The sequence below is a fragment of the Brenneria sp. L4-2C genome (assembly GCF_040240335.1).
Classification (GTDB): domain Bacteria; phylum Pseudomonadota; class Gammaproteobacteria; order Enterobacterales; family Enterobacteriaceae; genus Brenneria.
Window position 1 is genome coordinate 88405 of record NZ_JBEIAC010000008.1, and the last position, 16896, is coordinate 105300.

16 protein-coding genes and 1 pseudogene are annotated in these 16896 nt (G+C 55.6%); 9 read left to right on the forward strand and 8 right to left on the reverse strand.

Going from position 1 to position 16896, the window contains the following annotated elements:
* Positions 1–3: 3 nt before the first annotated feature.
* Positions 4–297 (forward strand): acetolactate synthase small subunit, encoded by a 294-nt coding sequence (gene ilvN, locus ABRZ26_RS13470; protein WP_319604650.1) that lies wholly within the window; start codon positions 4–6, stop codon positions 295–297.
* 192 nt (positions 298–489) lie between these two features.
* Here ilvN and hutI read toward each other — a convergent pair whose 3' ends face one another.
* The 3 genes from hutI to ABRZ26_RS13485 all read right to left on the reverse strand — a co-directional run bounded on the left by hutI (position 490) and on the right by ABRZ26_RS13485 (position 3172).
* Positions 490–1752: an imidazolonepropionase gene (hutI, locus tag ABRZ26_RS13475; RefSeq protein WP_319604776.1), complete on the reverse strand. Its 1263-nt coding sequence runs from the start codon at positions 1750–1752 to the stop codon at positions 490–492.
* Between the two features lie 176 nt (positions 1753–1928).
* Positions 1929–2729: a histidine utilization transcriptional repressor HutC gene (hutC, locus tag ABRZ26_RS13480; RefSeq protein WP_319604651.1), complete on the reverse strand. Its 801-nt coding sequence runs from the start codon at positions 2727–2729 to the stop codon at positions 1929–1931.
* A 269-nt stretch (positions 2730–2998) separates the two neighbouring features.
* On the reverse strand, positions 2999–3172 hold the full coding sequence (locus ABRZ26_RS13485) for a hypothetical protein (RefSeq protein ID WP_319604652.1): 174 nt from the start codon (positions 3170–3172) through the stop codon (positions 2999–3001).
* On the opposite strand from ABRZ26_RS13485, the pseudogene ABRZ26_RS13490 reads away from it, so the two are divergent.
* From ABRZ26_RS13490 to ABRZ26_RS13525, 8 genes and pseudogenes are all read left to right on the forward strand, one after another.
* Positions 3171–3278 (forward strand): annotated as a pseudogene (locus ABRZ26_RS13490) (HutD/Ves family protein); the annotation flags it as partial. The gene ABRZ26_RS13485 and the pseudogene ABRZ26_RS13490 sit on opposite strands and share 2 nt — an antisense overlap.
* A gap of 308 nt (positions 3279–3586) precedes the next feature.
* Positions 3587–4567, forward strand: coding sequence for an ABC transporter substrate-binding protein (locus tag ABRZ26_RS13495; RefSeq protein ID WP_319604653.1), 981 nt, complete (start codon positions 3587–3589; stop codon positions 4565–4567).
* A 17-nt stretch (positions 4568–4584) separates the two neighbouring features.
* On the forward strand, positions 4585–5466 hold the full coding sequence (locus ABRZ26_RS13500) for an ABC transporter permease (RefSeq protein ID WP_319604654.1): 882 nt from the start codon (positions 4585–4587) through the stop codon (positions 5464–5466).
* The gene (locus ABRZ26_RS13505; RefSeq protein WP_319604655.1) at positions 5466–6251 is read left to right on the forward strand and encodes an ABC transporter ATP-binding protein; all 786 of its coding nucleotides are present in this window, start codon (positions 5466–5468) and stop codon (positions 6249–6251) included. The genes ABRZ26_RS13500 and ABRZ26_RS13505 overlap by 1 nt, the downstream gene beginning before the upstream one ends.
* Positions 6252–6377: 126 nt before the next feature.
* Complete coding sequence (hutH, locus tag ABRZ26_RS13510; protein WP_319604656.1) at positions 6378–7928, forward strand: histidine ammonia-lyase; 1551 nt, start codon at positions 6378–6380, stop codon at positions 7926–7928.
* A gap of 64 nt (positions 7929–7992) precedes the next feature.
* Positions 7993–9678 (forward strand): urocanate hydratase, encoded by a 1686-nt coding sequence (gene hutU, locus ABRZ26_RS13515; RefSeq protein ID WP_319604657.1) that lies wholly within the window; start codon positions 7993–7995, stop codon positions 9676–9678.
* A 152-nt stretch (positions 9679–9830) separates the two neighbouring features.
* The gene (gene hisC, locus ABRZ26_RS13520; protein ID WP_319604658.1) at positions 9831–11000 is read left to right on the forward strand and encodes a histidinol-phosphate transaminase; all 1170 of its coding nucleotides are present in this window, start codon (positions 9831–9833) and stop codon (positions 10998–11000) included.
* Between the two features lie 146 nt (positions 11001–11146).
* Positions 11147–12232, forward strand: coding sequence for an iron-containing alcohol dehydrogenase family protein (locus ABRZ26_RS13525; RefSeq protein WP_319604659.1), 1086 nt, complete (start codon positions 11147–11149; stop codon positions 12230–12232).
* Between the two features lie 133 nt (positions 12233–12365).
* On the opposite strand, the gene ABRZ26_RS13530 is transcribed toward ABRZ26_RS13525, so the two are convergent.
* From ABRZ26_RS13530 to ABRZ26_RS13550, 5 genes are all read right to left on the reverse strand, one after another.
* Positions 12366–13136 (reverse strand): DedA family protein, encoded by a 771-nt coding sequence (locus tag ABRZ26_RS13530; RefSeq protein WP_319604660.1) that lies wholly within the window; start codon positions 13134–13136, stop codon positions 12366–12368.
* Positions 13137–13303: 167 nt separating this feature from the next.
* Positions 13304–13999 (reverse strand): ABC transporter ATP-binding protein, encoded by a 696-nt coding sequence (locus tag ABRZ26_RS13535; protein WP_319604661.1) that lies wholly within the window; start codon positions 13997–13999, stop codon positions 13304–13306.
* Positions 13992–14771 carry an ABC transporter ATP-binding protein gene (locus tag ABRZ26_RS13540; RefSeq protein ID WP_319604662.1) on the reverse strand — a complete coding sequence of 260 codons (780 nt, stop codon included), beginning with the start codon at positions 14769–14771 and terminating at the stop codon, positions 13992–13994. The genes ABRZ26_RS13535 and ABRZ26_RS13540 overlap by 8 nt, the downstream gene beginning before the upstream one ends.
* A complete protein-coding gene (locus ABRZ26_RS13545) occupies positions 14761–15744 on the reverse strand; it encodes a branched-chain amino acid ABC transporter permease (RefSeq protein WP_319604777.1) in 984 nt (327 codons plus the stop codon). Before ABRZ26_RS13545 ends, ABRZ26_RS13540 begins: the two co-directional genes overlap by 11 nt.
* Before the next feature lie 59 nt (positions 15745–15803).
* Positions 15804–16703 carry a branched-chain amino acid ABC transporter permease gene (locus ABRZ26_RS13550; RefSeq protein WP_319604663.1) on the reverse strand — a complete coding sequence of 300 codons (900 nt, stop codon included), beginning with the start codon at positions 16701–16703 and terminating at the stop codon, positions 15804–15806.
* Positions 16704–16896 lie beyond the last annotated feature (193 nt).

Sequence of the window (16896 nt, forward strand, 5' to 3'; positions counted from 1 at the left end):
ACCATGCCGAATCAATCTACTTCAACCCAGGTGACGCTGGAGCTATCGGTACGCAACCATCCCGGCGTGATGTCTCATGTATGCGGGTTATTCGCCCGTCGGGCGTTTAACGTTGAAGGCATCTTATGTATGCCGCTGCCCGGCGGCGATGAAAGCCGGATCTGGCTGCTGGTGCAGGACGATCAGCGACTGCAACAGATGATCAGTCAGGTAGAAAAGTTAGAGGATGTGCTTCAGGTACGCCGTCACGGCGATGAAATGCGTATCTTTGATCAGGTATCGGAGTTTTATCGCTAATCGGCAACAAACGAGCGCGGGGGAAAACCGTACCGTTGCGGGTTCAGCCAATCAGTATCTGAAAGCGGGAGCGCGCATCGTTCAGACTGCCGGCACACGCCTGACTTCCGCTGTCAGGCGTGTGCCGGCATAAGAAATACTGTGCCGGCGGAGAAATGACAAGGTTCGCAGTAATGTTGGATGTCAGCGGGTTCATGAACGAACGGCGCCTCGAACTTCTCCACGATAGATAACGGTACAGGGCAACTGACCGCCCAACCAGTAAGCCAGTTCAGCCGGACGCGACAACGGCCAGTGAATAAAATCAGCAACTTTCCCGGCTTCCAGCGTACCGTGGGAGTCCTGTAAACCGAGCGCACGCGCACCGTGACAGGTGATCCCGGCCAGCGCTTCCTCGGGCGTCAGACGAAACAGCGTACAGCTCATATTGAGCATCAGGCGTAGTGAAAGCGCGGGAGAGGTGCCTGGATTGGCATCACTGGCCAATGCCATCGGCACTTTATGCCGGCGGAAATGATTGACCGGCGGATACTGTGTTTCCCGCAGCAAATAATAGGCTCCCGGCAGTAAAACAGCGACGGTGCCGCCGGCAGCCATCGCTTTGGCGTCTTCTTCGGTCGCATACTCCAGATGATCGGCCGATAACGCGTGATGCCGCGCGGCCAGTGCGCTGCCATGCAGGGAGGAAAGTTGTTCCGCGTGCAATTTAACGGGTAAACCTAACGCTTGTGCCGCATTGAAAACCCGCTCAACCTGTTCAGGCGAGAAGGCCAGATGTTCGCAAAATGCATCAACCGCATCCGCCAGTTTTTCTCTGGCGACGACAGGCAACAATGTCTCGCAAATCAGCTGTATATATTCATCAGCGTCCCCGTTGAATTCAGGCGGCACAGCATGCGCGGCAAGACAGGTGGATTTCACTTCAACCGGCAGCATAGCGCCCAGCCGACGGATCACCCGCAGCATCTTGAGCTCGTTTTCCACGCTCAGCCCGTAGCCGGATTTAATCTCAACACAGGTCACGCCTTCGGCCAGCAGCGGTTGCAGCCGAAATAACGCCTGAGCCAGCAATTGGTCTTCGGTTGCCTCACGAGTCGCATTAACCGTCGATAAAATTCCGCCGCCTGCCGCTGCGATTTCCGCATAACTCACGCCGTTCAGTCGCTGTTCAAACTCCGCGCTGCGGTCGCCACCAAAAACCAGATGCGTATGGCAATCGATAAATCCCGGCGTGATGATCCCGCCGTCGAATTCATGCAACCGTGCGCCGGGGAACGCCGGGCAATCCGCCGCGCTGCCGAGCCAGACGATTTTACCGTCGGTAACGGCAATCGCACCGTTTTCGATCAGGTTGTAATGCCCGTCCTGCATGGTCACAAGCGTGGCGCCTCGCCATATGCTGTCACAGCGGGAAGGCAACGCTGCGGAAAACTGAGGGGATAACGCGACCGGCATGACGGACTCCAGGCTGAATTCATCTTGTATAGACAACTAAAGTCAACCTATCGCATAACCGACAAACCAGCAAGGCGGCCAGCGATAGTTTTTTCTTATTACGAAACATCCGGCAAAATGTAAACCGGGGGATACGGCCTTTTCAGGCCGCGATTGGGGTAGGCAGGAGAAAAACATCAGCCGTGGCTGGTGAACCGCCCAAACAACTGATAGCGGGAGCCTGGATAAATCAGGCGCGCGGAGGTCACCACACGGCTGCCGCTCCAGGTGCGGCGATGGATCAGGAGGCAAGGCTCATGCTCGTTCAGGTGCAGCAACTCGCGCTGCTCATCACTGGCGCTGATCGCCTCTACGCGGTGTTCACCCGCGGTCAGGGGCGCAATCTCCATCAGATAGGCATAGGGCGTCTGTTTTTTCATTACCTGTCGCAGGTAGTCCGGCGCGGTTGCTGGATTCACGAAACGATCTTCGATCTGCACCGGTACGTTATTTTCGTAATGCACAATCTGCGAATAGAACAGCGTGTCGCCGGTAGCGATCCCCAATTGCAATGCCTGATCGGCATCTGCGGAGCGCGCTTCGCAAACCAGAATCTGACTGTCATGACGATGGCCGCGCTGGGCGATTTCATCGGCGATGTTATGCACTTCCAGCATAGGCGTGTAAGCCTTGGCTTCGGCAACAAACGTACCGACGCCCTGCATACGGATCAGAAAACCTTCGCTGGTCAGTTCACGCAGTGCGCGGTTGATGGTCATACGGCTGACGCCCAGTTCGTTTACCAGTTCGCTTTCCGAAGGCACGCGCTGATGCGGTCTCCAGACACCTGCGCGGATCTGGCCAACGATCGCCTGCTTCACACGCTGATAAATTGGCGCGGGGGCAGCGCTCATCGCGGCAGACAGTTCGGACAATGTCTGCCGGGACACGCCCTGGTGCGCAGCACCATTTTGCGAAAGTGGTGTGGACTCCGACATGTCTTTTACCTCGCTCTATGAATATTCACAGGTATTTCAAAAAATTCCCTGAACGCCCGCGTGTCCTCCAGCAGAAAACGGACGGAAAGTGCGTGACGGAAAACTAAATTGATAAAAAGGGTTATTGCAAGTCTACAGCGCAATCAGGCGCATGTATATGTATAGACAAGTCGGATAGAGGTGTTGTCATTGTCGTCATAAAATCCCATTTATGTTTCTCCTTGCTGACCAGGAATGCTGTCATGCCTGCTTATTTTGCTTCATATGACTTACTCGCTCAAGGCTGGGCGCACGATGTGCATCCGAACGCCGATTCTGCCGGAATACTTGCCGCCGTGACGCTTGAGCAAGCGTATCAGGTACTGGCGAACATGGCGAATGACATCGCGGACGCGGCGGCTGATTTCCTGCGCCAGCCGATCCGCTCGCGGAGGATGCGGCATGAAGGGCTGGCGGCATTTCAACTTTGCCGCTCTTCCGGTCAGCCCATGGCGCAACGGCGGCGGCGAAACCCACGAGATCTTCAGTTGGCCTGCGGGCAAAAGCGAAGAAAACCTCCTCATGGCCGCACAGCAAAACCATAGCCTTTTGCTGTGAGCATCGATCACGGACGGAGTCCGCCGCAATGTTGCGCCAAAATGGAGCAGACGACGCACCGAATTAATTCATCCGACGAACAAAAAACCGCACATGGGACGCAAAACCTGAAGTAAAACGGCGATCTTCAAACTGGCATATAGTTTGCTTAAACCTTGCCGACTTACTTGTATAGACAAGAATATACAGTGGCGTGATTTGCCGGCTGCTTTCACAGCAACAGGCACTCACCGAGACAGATACTTTGGCAGGAGTGGCAGATGAGCAACATGAATTCCAGAGCGGTACTGAGACGTTCGTTGTCTTTGTTAGGGCTGGCGGCGACGCTGGGCAGTATGACCGTCGGCGCGGCGCAGGCTGCTGATACGCCGGTTGCTATTGGTATTTCAGGATGGATCGGCTTTGCACCGCTGACGCTGGCGGATAAGGCTGGCATTTTCAAAAAGAACGGTCTCGACGTCACCCTGAAAATGGTGCCGCAGCAGTCCCGCCATCTGGCGATTGCCGCGGGTTCATTGCAGTGCGCGGCGACCACCGTCGAAACCTATTTAACCTGGAACGCCAGCGGCGTGCCGGTCAAACAGATTGTGCAACTGGATAAATCCTACGGCGCCGACGGCATCGCCGTGCGCAACGGCATCAACAAAATTACCGATCTGAAAGGCAAAACCATCAGCGTTGATGCGCCGGGAACCTCCTCCTACTTCCTGCTCGCCTGGATCCTGGATAAAAACGGCATGACGATGAAAGACGTCAAGCTGGCGACATTGGGCGCCGACGCGGCCGCACGCGCTTTCATTGCCGGGCAGAACGATGCGGCGATGTCATACGAACCTTACCTGTCCAATATTCGCAACAGTCCGGACAAAGGCAAAATTCTGGCGACGACGATCGAATATCCGGCAGTGACGGATACCCTTGGCTGTACGCCGGCCTGGCTGGATAAAAATCCAACCGCCGCGCAGGCGCTGGTTAACAGCTATTTCGAGGCACTGGATATGATCAGGAAAGAGCCTGAAAAATCCTATGAAATCATGGGCGCCTCAGTCAAAGAAACCGGTAAGCAGTTTGCGGAAAAATCCAGTTATCTGCGCTGGCAGGATCGCGATGACAACCAGAAATTTTTCAGCGGCGAAATCGTGACCTTCAGCAACGAAGCCGCACGCCTGATGACTGAGATGAAAATCCTGCGTAAAACGCCGGACATCAATACGTTATACGATGCGCAATACATTAAATAGCCATGAAGGACCAAGACATGAACAGTCCTGTCCGTCAGCCGGCGGAACATTCCGTTAGTACGCAGCCAGCCTTACGCGAGCCGGCGCCGTTGCCGGCAAGCAAAAAAGTCTGGCATAACCCGATGATGGTGCCTTTACGGCCAGTCGCTTTACAGCGTCGCTGGTTCCTCGGGTTCTGTTTCTTTGTCCTGTTTTTCGCATTTTGGGCGTTGATCACGTTTACCGGCTTCGTTTCGCCAACGTTCCTCGCCAGCCCGGCCAGTATGTTGCAGGAAGGCGTTTTACTGTTTACCGAGTTCGATTTCGCAACCGACATCGCAATGACGGTGATGCGTGTGCTGGGCGGTTTTATTCTGGCCAGCGCTATCGCGATACCGCTGGGCATTCTGATGGGTTCATACAAACTCATTGAAGCGTTCTTTGAGCCGTTTGTTTCATTCTGTCGTTATCTGCCTGCTTCAGCGTTTGTTCCGCTGCTGATCCTGTGGGCGGGTATTGGCGAGATGCAGAAAATTCTGGTGATTTTCATTGGTTCTTTCTTCCAGATAACCCTGATGGTGGCGGTGACTGTCGGCGCCGCAAGACGAGATCTGGTTGAAGCGGCTTATACGCTGGGCGCGACCAATCAGAGTGTGGTGCGCAGGGTGATCATTCCCGGCGCCGCGCCGGAAATCGCCGAACTGTTGCGGTTGGTGCTGGGTTGGGCGTGGACTTACGTCATCGTGGCGGAACTGATTGGTTCATCAAGCGGTATCGGTCATATGATCGTCAACAGTCAGGCGCTGCTCAATACCGGACAAATGATCTTCGGCATTATCGTGATTGGGTGCATCGGTTTGCTGTCCGATCTGTTGTTTAAAGCGGCCAACCGTCGTCTGTTTGTATGGAGTTCGCTGTAATGAGATATCCCAAACTGAGCATCCGTCAGGTGGAGCGCATTTTCAGCGGTCCGAAAGGCGAGCAAACCCAGGCGTTGCTGCCGGTGAATTATCAGGTCGATGAAAATGACTTCATCACCATCCTCGGACCGTCGGGCTGCGGTAAATCCACGCTGTTGCGCATCGTCGCCGGGCTGGATCAACCGACGCACGGCGAAATCTGGCTTGATGGCGCACTGGTCGACGGCCCGGGCGCTGACCGCGGCATGGTATTTCAGAGCTATACCTTATTCCCGTGGCTGACAGTCGAGCAGAACATCCGCTTCGGTTTGCAGGAGCGCGGCGTCGCTAAAGCGGCACAAAAAGAGCGCAGCGATTACTTTATCAACAAGGTCGGGCTGCGTGGTTTTGAGCGGCATTTTCCGCGCCAGCTTTCCGGCGGCATGCAGCAACGTACCGCGATAGCCCGCGCGCTGGCGAATGATCCGAAAATTCTGCTGATGGATGAACCCTTCGGCGCGCTCGACAACCAGACTCGCGTGATGATGCAGGAACTGCTGCTGTCGATTTGGGAATCGTCCCGCAAGACCGTGCTGTTCGTGACGCACGACATTGACGAGGCGATTTTCATGGCCAACAAAGTAGCGATTTTCAGTGCGCGACCGGGGCGGATTAAAACCGAAGTCGCCGTTGATTTCCCGCATCCGCGTGATTATACCCTGAAAACATCGCCGGAATTTATGGCGCTGAAAGCGCGGATTACCGAAGAAATTCGTACAGAGACGATGCAGGCGCTGGAGCACTGATTTGCTCTCAGAGCACAAAATTGTGCGGTTTTAGCGTCAGGTCATGCATATATGCATAAACGCCCGGCGGGCTGAGTCCTTGGCCGGGGTTACTTCCAGCTCAAGTTGTCTATACAGGAATAGATTATGTCTTTTTCATCCACCGAATTAACCCTTTGCCGCCTGCAACCGGGTCATGTCGACCTGCCGATGCTGCGTAAGATTTATCAGGGCAATGTCCGCCTTGAACTGGTTGAGGAGGCGCGCGCCGGCATACTGGCGTCGCAGGAAACGGTCGCCCGCATCGTGGAGTCGGGCAAAGTGGTGTACGGCATCAATACCGGTTTCGGCAAGCTGGCGCAAACGCGCATTCCGGCTGAACGTCTGGCCGAACTGCAACGTAATCTGGCGTTGTCGCACAGTGTCGGTATCGGCAAAGATCTGGCGGATAACGTGGTGCGTCTGGTGATGGCGACCAAAGTTCTCAGCCTGTCGCGCGGACATTCAGGTATCCGTATCGAGGTGATCGATGCGCTGATTGCATTGTTTAACGCCGGGGTTTATCCGTGTATTCCTGAAAAGGGATCGGTCGGCGCTTCCGGCGATTTAGCCCCGCTGGCGCACCTTTCCCTGATGCTGATCGGTGAAGGTCAGGTTACGGTCAGAGGCGAAAAAATGTCGGCGATAGCAGGGCTGGCAACCGCGGGGCTGGCGCCATTTGAACTGGGTCCGAAAGAAGGTCTGGCGCTGCTGAACGGTACGCAGGTTTCAACTTCCCTGGCGCTGTCCGGTTTGTTTGAGGCCGAACGCGTATTTTCCGCCGGCCTGGTGGCGGGAGCGCTGTCTCTGGAAGCAATCAGAGGTTCGATTAAACCGCTGGACTCCCGCATTCATGAAGCGCGCGGCCAGTCGGGACAGATTGCCGTCGCCGCCGCGTTAACCGATGTTCTGGCTGGTAGTGATATCGTCATGTCTCACGCCGATTGCGGCCGCGTGCAGGATCCGTATTCCATCCGCTGTGTGCCGCAGGTGATGGGCGCATGCCTCGACAACCTGCACCACGCCGCGCGCATTTTACGTATTGAAGCCAATGCGGCTTCCGATAACCCGCTGGTGTTTGCCGAAAACGGCGATGTGATTTCCGGCGGGAACTTCCATGCGGAACCGGTGGCGTTTGCCGCCGACATTATCGCGCTGGCCGTGTCTGAAATCGGTGCGATTTCAGAACGGCGTATGGCGCTGTTGCTCGATACCGGCCTTTCCGGGTTGCCGCCGTTCCTGGTCAACGACGGCGGAGTGAACTCCGGCTTTATGATTGCCCAGGTCACCGCAGCGGCGCTGGCGTCGGAAAACAAATCACTGGCGCATCCGGGCAGCGTCGACAGCCTGCCGACATCGGCGAATCAGGAAGATCACGTTTCGATGGCGACTTATGCCGCACGCCGTCTGGGCGACATGTGTTTCAACACCAGCGTGGTGGTCGGCATCGAAGCGATGGCTGCCGCGCAGGGCGTTGATTTCCACCGTCCTCTGCAAAGCTCGACGACGCTGGAAAATGAAATAAAAGCCATCCGTGAAAACGTCGCGTTCCTGGAAAAGGATCGCCTGATGGCGCCGGACATCGAAGTGATGCGCCGGTGGGCTTGCCGTGAACGCTGGCCGTCGGCGATTGAAGCGCTGCTGCCGAGCTTCGCCTGATAACTGTCTATTTATCACTTCCTGGCTATTTATAAATTTCTCAATTTTAGATAAGGAAACAACGATGAACGCGCCACAAAAAACCGCCGTTGTTCGCGCACCGCACGGCACGGAACTGAGTTGCCGGAACTGGCTGATTGAAGCGGCTTACCGCATGATCCAAAACAACCTTGATCCGGATGTCGCGGAACGTCCGGAAGATCTGGTGGTTTATGGCGGGATAGGTAAAGCGGCGCGTAACTGGCCCGCTTTTGAAGGCATCCTCGCAAGCCTGCGCGCACTGCAAGAAGACGAAACGCTGCTCGTGCAATCCGGCAAACCGGTTGGCGTGTTCCGCACCCATGCCGACGCGCCGCGCGTGCTGATCGCCAACTCCAACATCGTGCCTCACTGGGCGAGCTGGGAGCATTTTCACGAATTGGATAAAGCCGGTCTGATGATGTACGGCCAGATGACCGCCGGCTCATGGATTTACATCGGCGCGCAGGGCATTGTGCAGGGTACCTACGAAACCTTCGCGGAAGCCGGGCGTCAGCACTATGACGGCGACCTGCGCGGCAAATGGATCTTAACCGCCGGTCTGGGCGGCATGGGCGGCGCTCAACCGCTGGCGGGCGTACTGGCCGGCGCCTGCGTGCTGGCGATTGAATGTCAGGAATCGCGCATTGATTTCCGCCTGCGTACCCGTTATCTGGATTACAAAGCGCACGACATTGATGAGGCGCTTTCGATGATCGAAAAAGCCTGCGCCGAGAAGAAAGCCATTTCCGTCGGTCTGCTGGGTAACGCCGCGGAGCTGATGCCGCAGTTGGTTGCGCGGGCAAAAGAAGGCGGCCTGCGCCCTGATATCGTCACCGATCAGACTTCCGCGCATGATCCGCTGAACGGTTATCTGCCGGAAGGCTGGAGCCTGGAAAAATGGCGGCAAGCGCGTCAGTCCGACCCGCAATCCGTGGTGAAGGCCGCACGCGCGTCCATGGCGAAACATGTTCAGGCGATGCTCGATTTCCATGCGATGGGCATTCCGACTGTCGATTACGGCAACAATATCCGTCAGGTTGCGAAAGACGAAGGCGTTGTCAATGCCTTTGATTTCCCTGGCTTTGTCCCGGCGTATATTCGCCCGCTTTTCTGTGAAGGCAAAGGGCCGTTCCGCTGGGTGGCGCTCTCCGGCGACCCGGAAGATATTTATAAAACCGACGCCAAACTGAAAGCGCTGTTCCCGGATAACGCCAACCTGATCAACTGGCTGGACATGGCGCATGAACGTATTGCCTTCCAGGGTTTGCCGGCTCGCATCTGCTGGCTTGGTCTGGGCGAACGTCATATCGCCGGTCTGGCCTTCAACGAAATGGTGCGCAACGGCGAACTGAAAGCGCCTATCGTTATCGGCCGCGACCATCTGGACACCGGTTCCGTCGCCTCGCCAAACCGCGAAACCGAAGCGATGAAAGACGGCTCCGATGCCGTTTCCGACTGGCCGCTGCTCAATGCGCTGTTGAACACCGCCGGCGGCGCGACCTGGGTGAGTCTGCACCACGGCGGCGGCGTCGGCATGGGCTTCTCGCAACATGCCGGGATGGTCATTGTGTGCGATGGAACCCCGGAAGCGGATGCTCGCCTTGAACGCATTTTGTGGAATGATCCGGCGACTGGCGTGATGCGGCATGCGGATGCAGGTTATGAGCAGGCGCAAGAATGCGCTGACCGTAACGGGCTTAACTTGCCGATGCTGCGCAATCAGGGGTGATAAGCGACGCATTCAGCAGGAAAGTAAACGCAGCAATGAACATGGGCAGCGGCGCGGGCATTGCGCGCCCTATCACCCTAACACGCTGAAAATTAATCAAAAATGACGTAAAACAATCATGCTCGACGGCATATAACAGCACGGAGTGGAAGATGGCTTCAGATTTGGCAGTATTCGATGCAGCAGATGTTGATACGGAAAAACAAGGTCTGAGAAACCTGGCAAGAGCAGCCTCGCGTTCACTGGGGGTTTATAATGCCGGGCTTTCCGCGGATAGCGTGCAGCAAAAATATGGCGTCGCGCATGTGGCGAAACTCGCCAGCAACGAAAACCCGTTGGGCGCCAGCCCGCAGGTCGTGGCCGCACTTCAGGCGGATGCCTGTTTCAGCGCGGTTTATTCCGATGCGTCGAGTGCGGCGCTGCGCCAGGCGCTGGCGGAACATACCGGCGTGGGGGCGGACAACATTGTGGTTGGCAACGGTTCGGAAGACATTCTGCACATGCTGGCGCTGGCCTTTCTCAACCCCGGCGACCGCGTGGTCACGTTGATGCCATCCTTTGGTCTGCACGAAATTTTCCCACGCATGATGGGAGCGGACGTCACCCTGGTTGGCGTTAATGCGCAGCGGCGGTTCGATGTCGAAGCCTGGGAAACGGCGCTTTCGACGCCGGCCAAAATGGTGATTTTCAGCAATCCATCCAATCCGGTCGGCTGCATGCTCGACAAGCAAGGATTCGCCCGAATTATCGATGCGGCGCCGCAGGATTGTCTGCTGGCGATCGACGAAGCGTATTTCGAATATTGCGAAAGCGATCCTGATTATCCCGACAGTCTGCGCATTCTGGCGCAACAGCCGCTCCCGTGGATTGTGCTGAGAACCTTTTCGAAAGCGTACGGTCTGGCGGGGCTGCGCGTCGGCTATGGCTTAGCCAGCCATCCGGAGCTGGTGAATTTGCTGGATCGCGTTCGTACGCCGTTCAACATCAACCGTTGCGCGCAAACGGCGGCAGTGGCGGCGTTACAGGACAAACAGCACGTTATCGACAGCATTGCGCTGACAACCGCCCAACGCGGGATGATGGCGGCGGAACTCGCGGCGCTGGGTTTCGACGTGGCGCCGTCTTACGCTAATTTTCTGTTCTTCGATTGCGGCCGGCCGAGTGGCGAACTGGCACGGCGATTGCTAACTTATGGCGTCATTATCAAACCGTGGCGGGAAACCGGCTATGAAAACTGGATCCGCGTATCTGTCGGCAACGAACAGGATAACCGGCAGTTTATGGACAGCCTGAAACAGATTCTGGCGGCGGAAGCCGTGTGAAATTTGTCGGGTTGTATATCGGTTGCGCGACCGTACCCGCATGGACGGCGTCTTCCGCCATAGGTATCAATAAGTCATAACGATAAGCATACTCAGAAGATTTTTAACCAGAACCAGCCAGACACAAAAATTACGGAGAGGCAGTCATGCAGGCACAGAACATCATTTTCCCGGCGCAAATCCTGCGCGGTCCCGGCGTTATTTCTCAGCTTGGCGATATTTGCGCGTTACTGGGTAAACGCGCGCTGGTGATTGGCGGGCATCAGTCTCTGGCCGCGGTAAATGATAAAATTCGTCGCCAATTGGAAGATTCCGCAGTAGAACTGGCGGGCAGCGCATGGTTTGGCGGCGAAAGCAGCGAAGAGAATATCCGCCGTCTGGCGCAGGCGGTCAAAGACCAGAAAGCGGATATGGTGATTAGCGTCGGCGGAGGTAAATCCCTCGATACCGGTAAAGCCGTCGGTGTGGAAACCAACGTACCCGTCGTGACCATCCCGACCATTGCGGCGACCTGCGCCGCCGTTACGCCACTGACCATCCGTTATCACGACGACGGCCGCTTTCGTGATTTATTCCCCCTGCCGCAGGCTCCGGCGGCGGTCATCATCGATAGCGAAATCATCGCCGCCGCGCCGTTGCGCTGGCTGGCCGCCGGCCTCGGCGATACGCTGGCGAAATGGTACGAATTCCGCGCCATCAGCGATCATCTCGGCCAACAGAGCGGCGTGGCGCGTTCTTCCTGCGCCAACAGCCGGATTTGCTACGACCTGATAGGATCCTACGGCGCATCGGCCTGCGACGCCGTTCGCGCCGGTAAACCCGGCGCCGAACTGGACCAGGTGCTCGACGCTATTTTCATGTTCGCCGGTCTGACCTCGCTGATGAGCAGCGGCGCCCATGCCGCCGCTTCCCACGCAATTTATGAAGGTTTTACCGTCTGCGATAAAACCCGCGCCTTCGGCCACGGATTGCTGGTTGGTTTCGGTAATCTTTGCCTGCTGGCGCTGGAAAACCGCAGCGATGAAGAGTTGCGGGAAGCGATCAAACTGGCGCATGCCTGTGCGGTTCCGCTGCGTCTGCGCGAAATTGCGCAACTGAATTCAGAGGAGCTTGATAGTATCGTGCAAGCGTCGTTGCATGCCCCGGATATGGCAAACATGCCTGGGGTGGTGACAGCGGCGGCGCTGTATCAGGCGATTGCACGGGTTGAGGCGCTGGCGGATTCAATATAATGCCGACGATGGTTTCGGTTTCTCACGTTCAGCAGTTGCTGAACGCGCTGCGCCGAAGCCGCCCGGGAGAGGCCGTAACAGACCTCGCCCGGATCTGCCGCCTCTTTAAACTGCGCGCATCGTTCGCTGGATTTCACCCATTCAGCACCTGCCACAACAGGTGGCAATAAACCGGCATTAACGGATGCTGTATCAGCAACGCCAGGCTCACGCCCGTCGCCGCCAGCGATAGCGGCGCCGCCCAGCGTAAACGGTTCATCGGCAGCCATTGAGCGAACCAGTCGCGCTTTTTACGTTTATCGCCCCGCCACCAGCGCCAGCACAACCACGCCGTCCCCCACGCCAGCAGCGCCGCCGCCAGCAACAGCCATTTGAAACCGCCGCTATTGGCCGCGCTTGGAATATCAATGGCGACGCCGGCCAGAATCCCCGGAAAAAAATAGACCGGCGGCCAGGTCAGGCTGCCGATGATGTTCGGCAAAGCGAATTTCCAGGGGGGGAGTTCCAGCATGCCGGCAACCATCGGGATCAGCGGACGCGTCGGGCCGACAAAGCGACCAATCAGCACCGTCGCCATATGATGCTGATGCAACGCATGTTCCGTCTTGCGCAGCATCGTCTGGTGTTTCTTCAGGAACGACCATCGGTGCAGCGGCCCCTTAAAACGCCGACCGATATAATACGAGATCCAGTCGCCCAGCAGACAGCCGATAATGCCCACGCCCCACGCCGGATACAGTCCCAGCTTGCCGCTGCCGATCAATGCTCCCAGCGTCGCCATCAACAGCGTACCCGGCAGCAACAGCCCCACGACGGCAAGAGACTCCAGAAAGGCGACCAGCATGACCGCGATCAGCGCATAGGTTAATGATTGAGTCACCAGATGATCCAGCCATGCTTCCATAGAGCCCTGCCCATTATTGATGAAAGATGGGATTGTCTGGATCTTGGCGGCAACCGTCAACTGGTCATTTTCCGAATGATAAGGGAGCACGGCACCGGCTTGAACCGCATCCATGCAGCTCGTACTGACAGCCTCTGCCCGTCCAGCCCGCGACGCCAGAGGAAAACCTAGCCCCCCAAATACATCTTCTTCACCTCGGGGTTGGCAAGAATATCCTGCGCGTTTCCTTTCAGGACTATCTTGCCGTTTTCCAGCACATAGGCGCGGTCGGCGATCTTCAATGCGGCGGTCGCGTTCTGCTCGACCAAGAGGATGGTGATATTCTCCTTCTGCAACTGCTTAATGATGCCGAACATTTCGCCGACTATCTTCGGCGCGAGCCCCAGACTCGGCTCATCGAGCATCAGCAATACCGGCTCGCTCATCAACGCACGGGCAATCGCCAGCATCTGTTGCTCGCCGCCGCTCATCGTCCCCGCCAACTGGCTACGACGTTCCTTTAAACGAGGAAACAGCGTATACATTTTGTCTTTCAGATAGTTGAAGTTAACCGGGTTATTGTAGGCGCCCATACGCAGGTTTTCTTCAATGGTCAGGTTGGTGAAAACCTTGCGCCCTTCAGGAACCAGCGCCAGTCCTTTCCTGACGATCTGGTGCGTCAGGCTATTGGAAATATCCTCATTCAGGAAGTTTACCTGCCCGGTTGATTTCACCAGGTTGATAATACCGTTCAGCGTTGAGGTTTTTCCCGCCCCGTTGCTGCCGATCAAGGTAACGATTTCACTGTTTCGTACCTCAATGTCGATGCCCTTTAATCCCTGAATCAGCCCGTAAAATACCTGTAGATCATCGGCTTTAAGCATAATCGACATCTCCAAGATACGCGGCAATCACTTCTTTATTATTAATTGCCTCATGAGTGGCGCCGCTGAATAACGGTTTGCCGTAATCCAGCACCAACACCCGTTCACACAGGGTATTCACGAAAGACATATCATGTTCAATCAGCAAAACCGTTAATTTGTAATCCTCACGCATTTTAAAAATCAGTTGCGCCAATTCATTGGTCTCGCGGGGATTCATACCGGCCGCCGGTTCGTCCAGCAAAAGCAGCGCGGGCGACGTCGCCAATGCTCTGGCGATCTCGACTTTGCGCTGATTGCCGTAGCTCAGGTTGGTCGCCAGCGATTGGGCATGTTCGGCGATACCGATATATTCAAGAATCTCCATCGCTTGCGCTTTAGCCTGTTTTTCCGCCGAGAAAAAACGGCCCATATGAAATGCCGCCTCAAGAAACGAATAATGAATCGCGCGATCGAAACCGATTAATACGTTTTCCAGCACCGTCATCGAATTAAACAAGCGAATATTCTGGAAGGTACGGGCAATACCGCGATTCACCACCTGATTCGGTTTTAATCCGGTAATTTTATTATCCCCCAGCATCACCGTTCCCGAGGTCGGTTTATAGTTGGAGGTAATCACATTGAATAACGTGGTTTTCCCCGCGCCATTCGGGCCGATCAGGCCAAATATTTCAGCTTGATTAAGCGTGAAGCTGACGCCATCGATGGCTCGCAATCCGCCGAATTGCATGATGATATTATCAACGCTGAGAATAGTTTTATTTTCCATAACGGCGCTTCCTGTTCACTTCCCAAATCTCCTGCTTACCCAGCAACCCTTCACGCGCGAACAGCATAATGACGAGCAGCACCAGTGAGAATACGACCATGCGTAAACCGGGATAGGACCCTAAATCCTCGCCAAAGAAACTTAACGGCTGGTCGAGGAACCGCAGCCATTCGCCGCTGCCCACCACCACAATGGTGCCGAGAATCGCGCCGGTGGTGCTTCCCAGCCCGCCGAGTACAATGATGATCAACAGCTGGAACGTCAGCATGAAGTCAAACAGATCGGGGGAGATGATCGTCAGCAGCGAGGCCAATAATCCGCCGCCGACGCCTTCTAAAAAGGCGCTGGTGGCAAAGGCGCAGGTCTTAATTTTGAAGGTATTAATCCCCATCGCTATCGCCGCATCTTCATCATCGCGCACGGCCTTCATGGCCCGCCCGTATTTCGAATACACGATTTGCAAAATAAGCAAAACGGCAATCAGGGCAATAAAGCCGCACCAATAAAGCATATGGCTGGCCTGCGGAATTTCATTCAGCCCGATGGCGCCATTGGTGATCTGGGGATTATTAATCGCCAGTATTTTAATAATAAAGCCGAAGCCCAATGTCACAATCGCCAGATAATCGCCGCGCACCCGGAATACAGGGAATGCCAGGCATACCGCCAGTATCGACGCGCAAACGCCGCTGATAATCAACGCAGGTAAAAATGTGGTATGTACGGCCAGTATCAGCGGGCTGGGTGAAGCCATTTCGAACATATCCATTTTAGTATCCGCGCTTAATAGCAGCAGCGCGGTAATATAAGCGCCGACGGCGACAAAACCATTGGGCTCGAGTGAAAGCTGTCCGGTTACCCCATTTATCAGGTTATAACTCACCGCCAGAATCATAAAAATAAAAATATTACAGACTATGCGGAGAACATAATCGTCAAATACATTCTGCAAAGCGAACAGCATCAGCAGCATGATGACAAATAACCCGATATAGCCTATTAACAACGAAAATGAATTTGTTGGCATTCTCATCAAAAGCGGCTCCTTTCCAGTCTTTCATCACCCATAATGCCTACCGGTCTGAATAATAAAACCAGGATCAAAAACATAAATGCAAAGGCGTCTTTATATCCGCCCAGCTCAGGAAATACCGCGACGGCGACCACTTCGGTGAACCCCAGAATAAAGCCGCCGATCACCGCCCCCGTGACGCTGCCAATCCCCCCTAATACGGCGGCGGCAAATGCCTTCAGGCCAATCAGTACGCCCATTAATGGATCGATGGTCGGATAGCTGGTGGCGTAAAAAATCCCGCCGAGCGCCGCCAGCGCGCTGCCGAGAGCGAAAACAAAGGCGATAATATGGTTGGCGTCCACCCCCATCAGACGAACGGTATTGACGTCAAAGGCGACCGCGCGAATCGCCATCCCCTGACGCGTCCGGTACAGGATGAAAAGAATGCAGCCCAGCAACACCAGAGTGACTAACGGCACCAGCCAGGCCACATTGGTGATAATGATGCTGCCGAACGTCACGGTGCGATTGAAGAACTCGGGTGCGGCAAAGAAACGCGGGCTACCGCCGAACAGCACGTTGAACAGGTTCTCCAGAAAGAAACTCACGCCGATAGCGGTAATCAGCATGGAGATCTTGGAGGCCTGACGCAGAGGACGATAGGCAATCTGATCGATACAGACGCCCAGCAGCGCCGAAAAGAGAATAGCGAATAAAATCGCGGCCCCGAAAGGCAGCTCAAAGGTGGTTGAGCCGAAGAGCGCCAAAAACGCCCCAACCATCATGATGTCGGCATGCGCGAAGTTGATCAGTCGTAATACGCCGTACACCATGGTGTAACCGATGGCAATCAGCGCATACATACTGCCCAGGCTCATGCCGTTAACCACTTGCTGAAAGAAAATGGCAGCATCCATAGATTTAATCCTTAGTGACCTTTCTACCCAATGGATTTATGGCGGACTATCCTGCCCGCTTCCGGGGCCAACGCTGCGCGTTGTCGAACCCGCTCCCGGCGTTTTTCACGATGCGGCACGGCGGATTTGAACCCGGCCCCACGGAGGAGCCGGATAAAAAGACGCCGACATCACGGCAACGTGAAAGATGAAG

Bases quoted from the DNA above. Each gene is read 5' to 3' on its own strand.
- ABRZ26_RS13505 (WP_319604655.1), top strand. From the start codon at position 5,466: ATGAGATATCCCAAACTGAGCATCCGTCAGGTGGAGCGCATTTTCAGC.
- ABRZ26_RS13485 (WP_319604652.1), bottom strand. From the start codon at position 3,172: ATGCCGCATCCTCCGCGAGCGGATCGGCTGGCGCAGGAAATCAGCCGC.
- ABRZ26_RS13550 (WP_319604663.1), bottom strand. From the start codon at position 16,703: ATGGATGCTGCCATTTTCTTTCAGCAAGTGGTTAACGGCATGAGCCTG.
- ABRZ26_RS13535 (WP_319604661.1), bottom strand. From the start codon at position 13,999: ATGCTTAAAGCCGATGATCTACAGGTATTTTACGGGCTGATTCAGGGA.
- ABRZ26_RS13540 (WP_319604662.1), bottom strand. From the start codon at position 14,771: ATGGAAAATAAAACTATTCTCAGCGTTGATAATATCATCATGCAATTC.
- ABRZ26_RS13545 (WP_319604777.1), bottom strand. From the start codon at position 15,744: ATGCTGCTGATGCTGTTCGCTTTGCAGAATGTATTTGACGATTATGTT.
- hutU (WP_319604657.1), top strand. From the start codon at position 7,993: ATGAACGCGCCACAAAAAACCGCCGTTGTTCGCGCACCGCACGGCACG.
- hutC (WP_319604651.1), bottom strand. From the start codon at position 2,729: ATGTCGGAGTCCACACCACTTTCGCAAAATGGTGCTGCGCACCAGGGC.
- hisC (WP_319604658.1), top strand. From the start codon at position 9,831: ATGGCTTCAGATTTGGCAGTATTCGATGCAGCAGATGTTGATACGGAA.
- ABRZ26_RS13525 (WP_319604659.1), top strand. From the start codon at position 11,147: ATGCAGGCACAGAACATCATTTTCCCGGCGCAAATCCTGCGCGGTCCC.
- hutH (WP_319604656.1), top strand. From the start codon at position 6,378: ATGTCTTTTTCATCCACCGAATTAACCCTTTGCCGCCTGCAACCGGGT.
- ABRZ26_RS13495 (WP_319604653.1), top strand. From the start codon at position 3,587: ATGAGCAACATGAATTCCAGAGCGGTACTGAGACGTTCGTTGTCTTTG.
- ilvN (WP_319604650.1), top strand. From the start codon at position 4: ATGCCGAATCAATCTACTTCAACCCAGGTGACGCTGGAGCTATCGGTA.
- hutI (WP_319604776.1), bottom strand. From the start codon at position 1,752: ATGCCGGTCGCGTTATCCCCTCAGTTTTCCGCAGCGTTGCCTTCCCGC.
- ABRZ26_RS13500 (WP_319604654.1), top strand. From the start codon at position 4,585: ATGAACAGTCCTGTCCGTCAGCCGGCGGAACATTCCGTTAGTACGCAG.
- ABRZ26_RS13530 (WP_319604660.1), bottom strand. From the start codon at position 13,136: ATGGAAGCATGGCTGGATCATCTGGTGACTCAATCATTAACCTATGCG.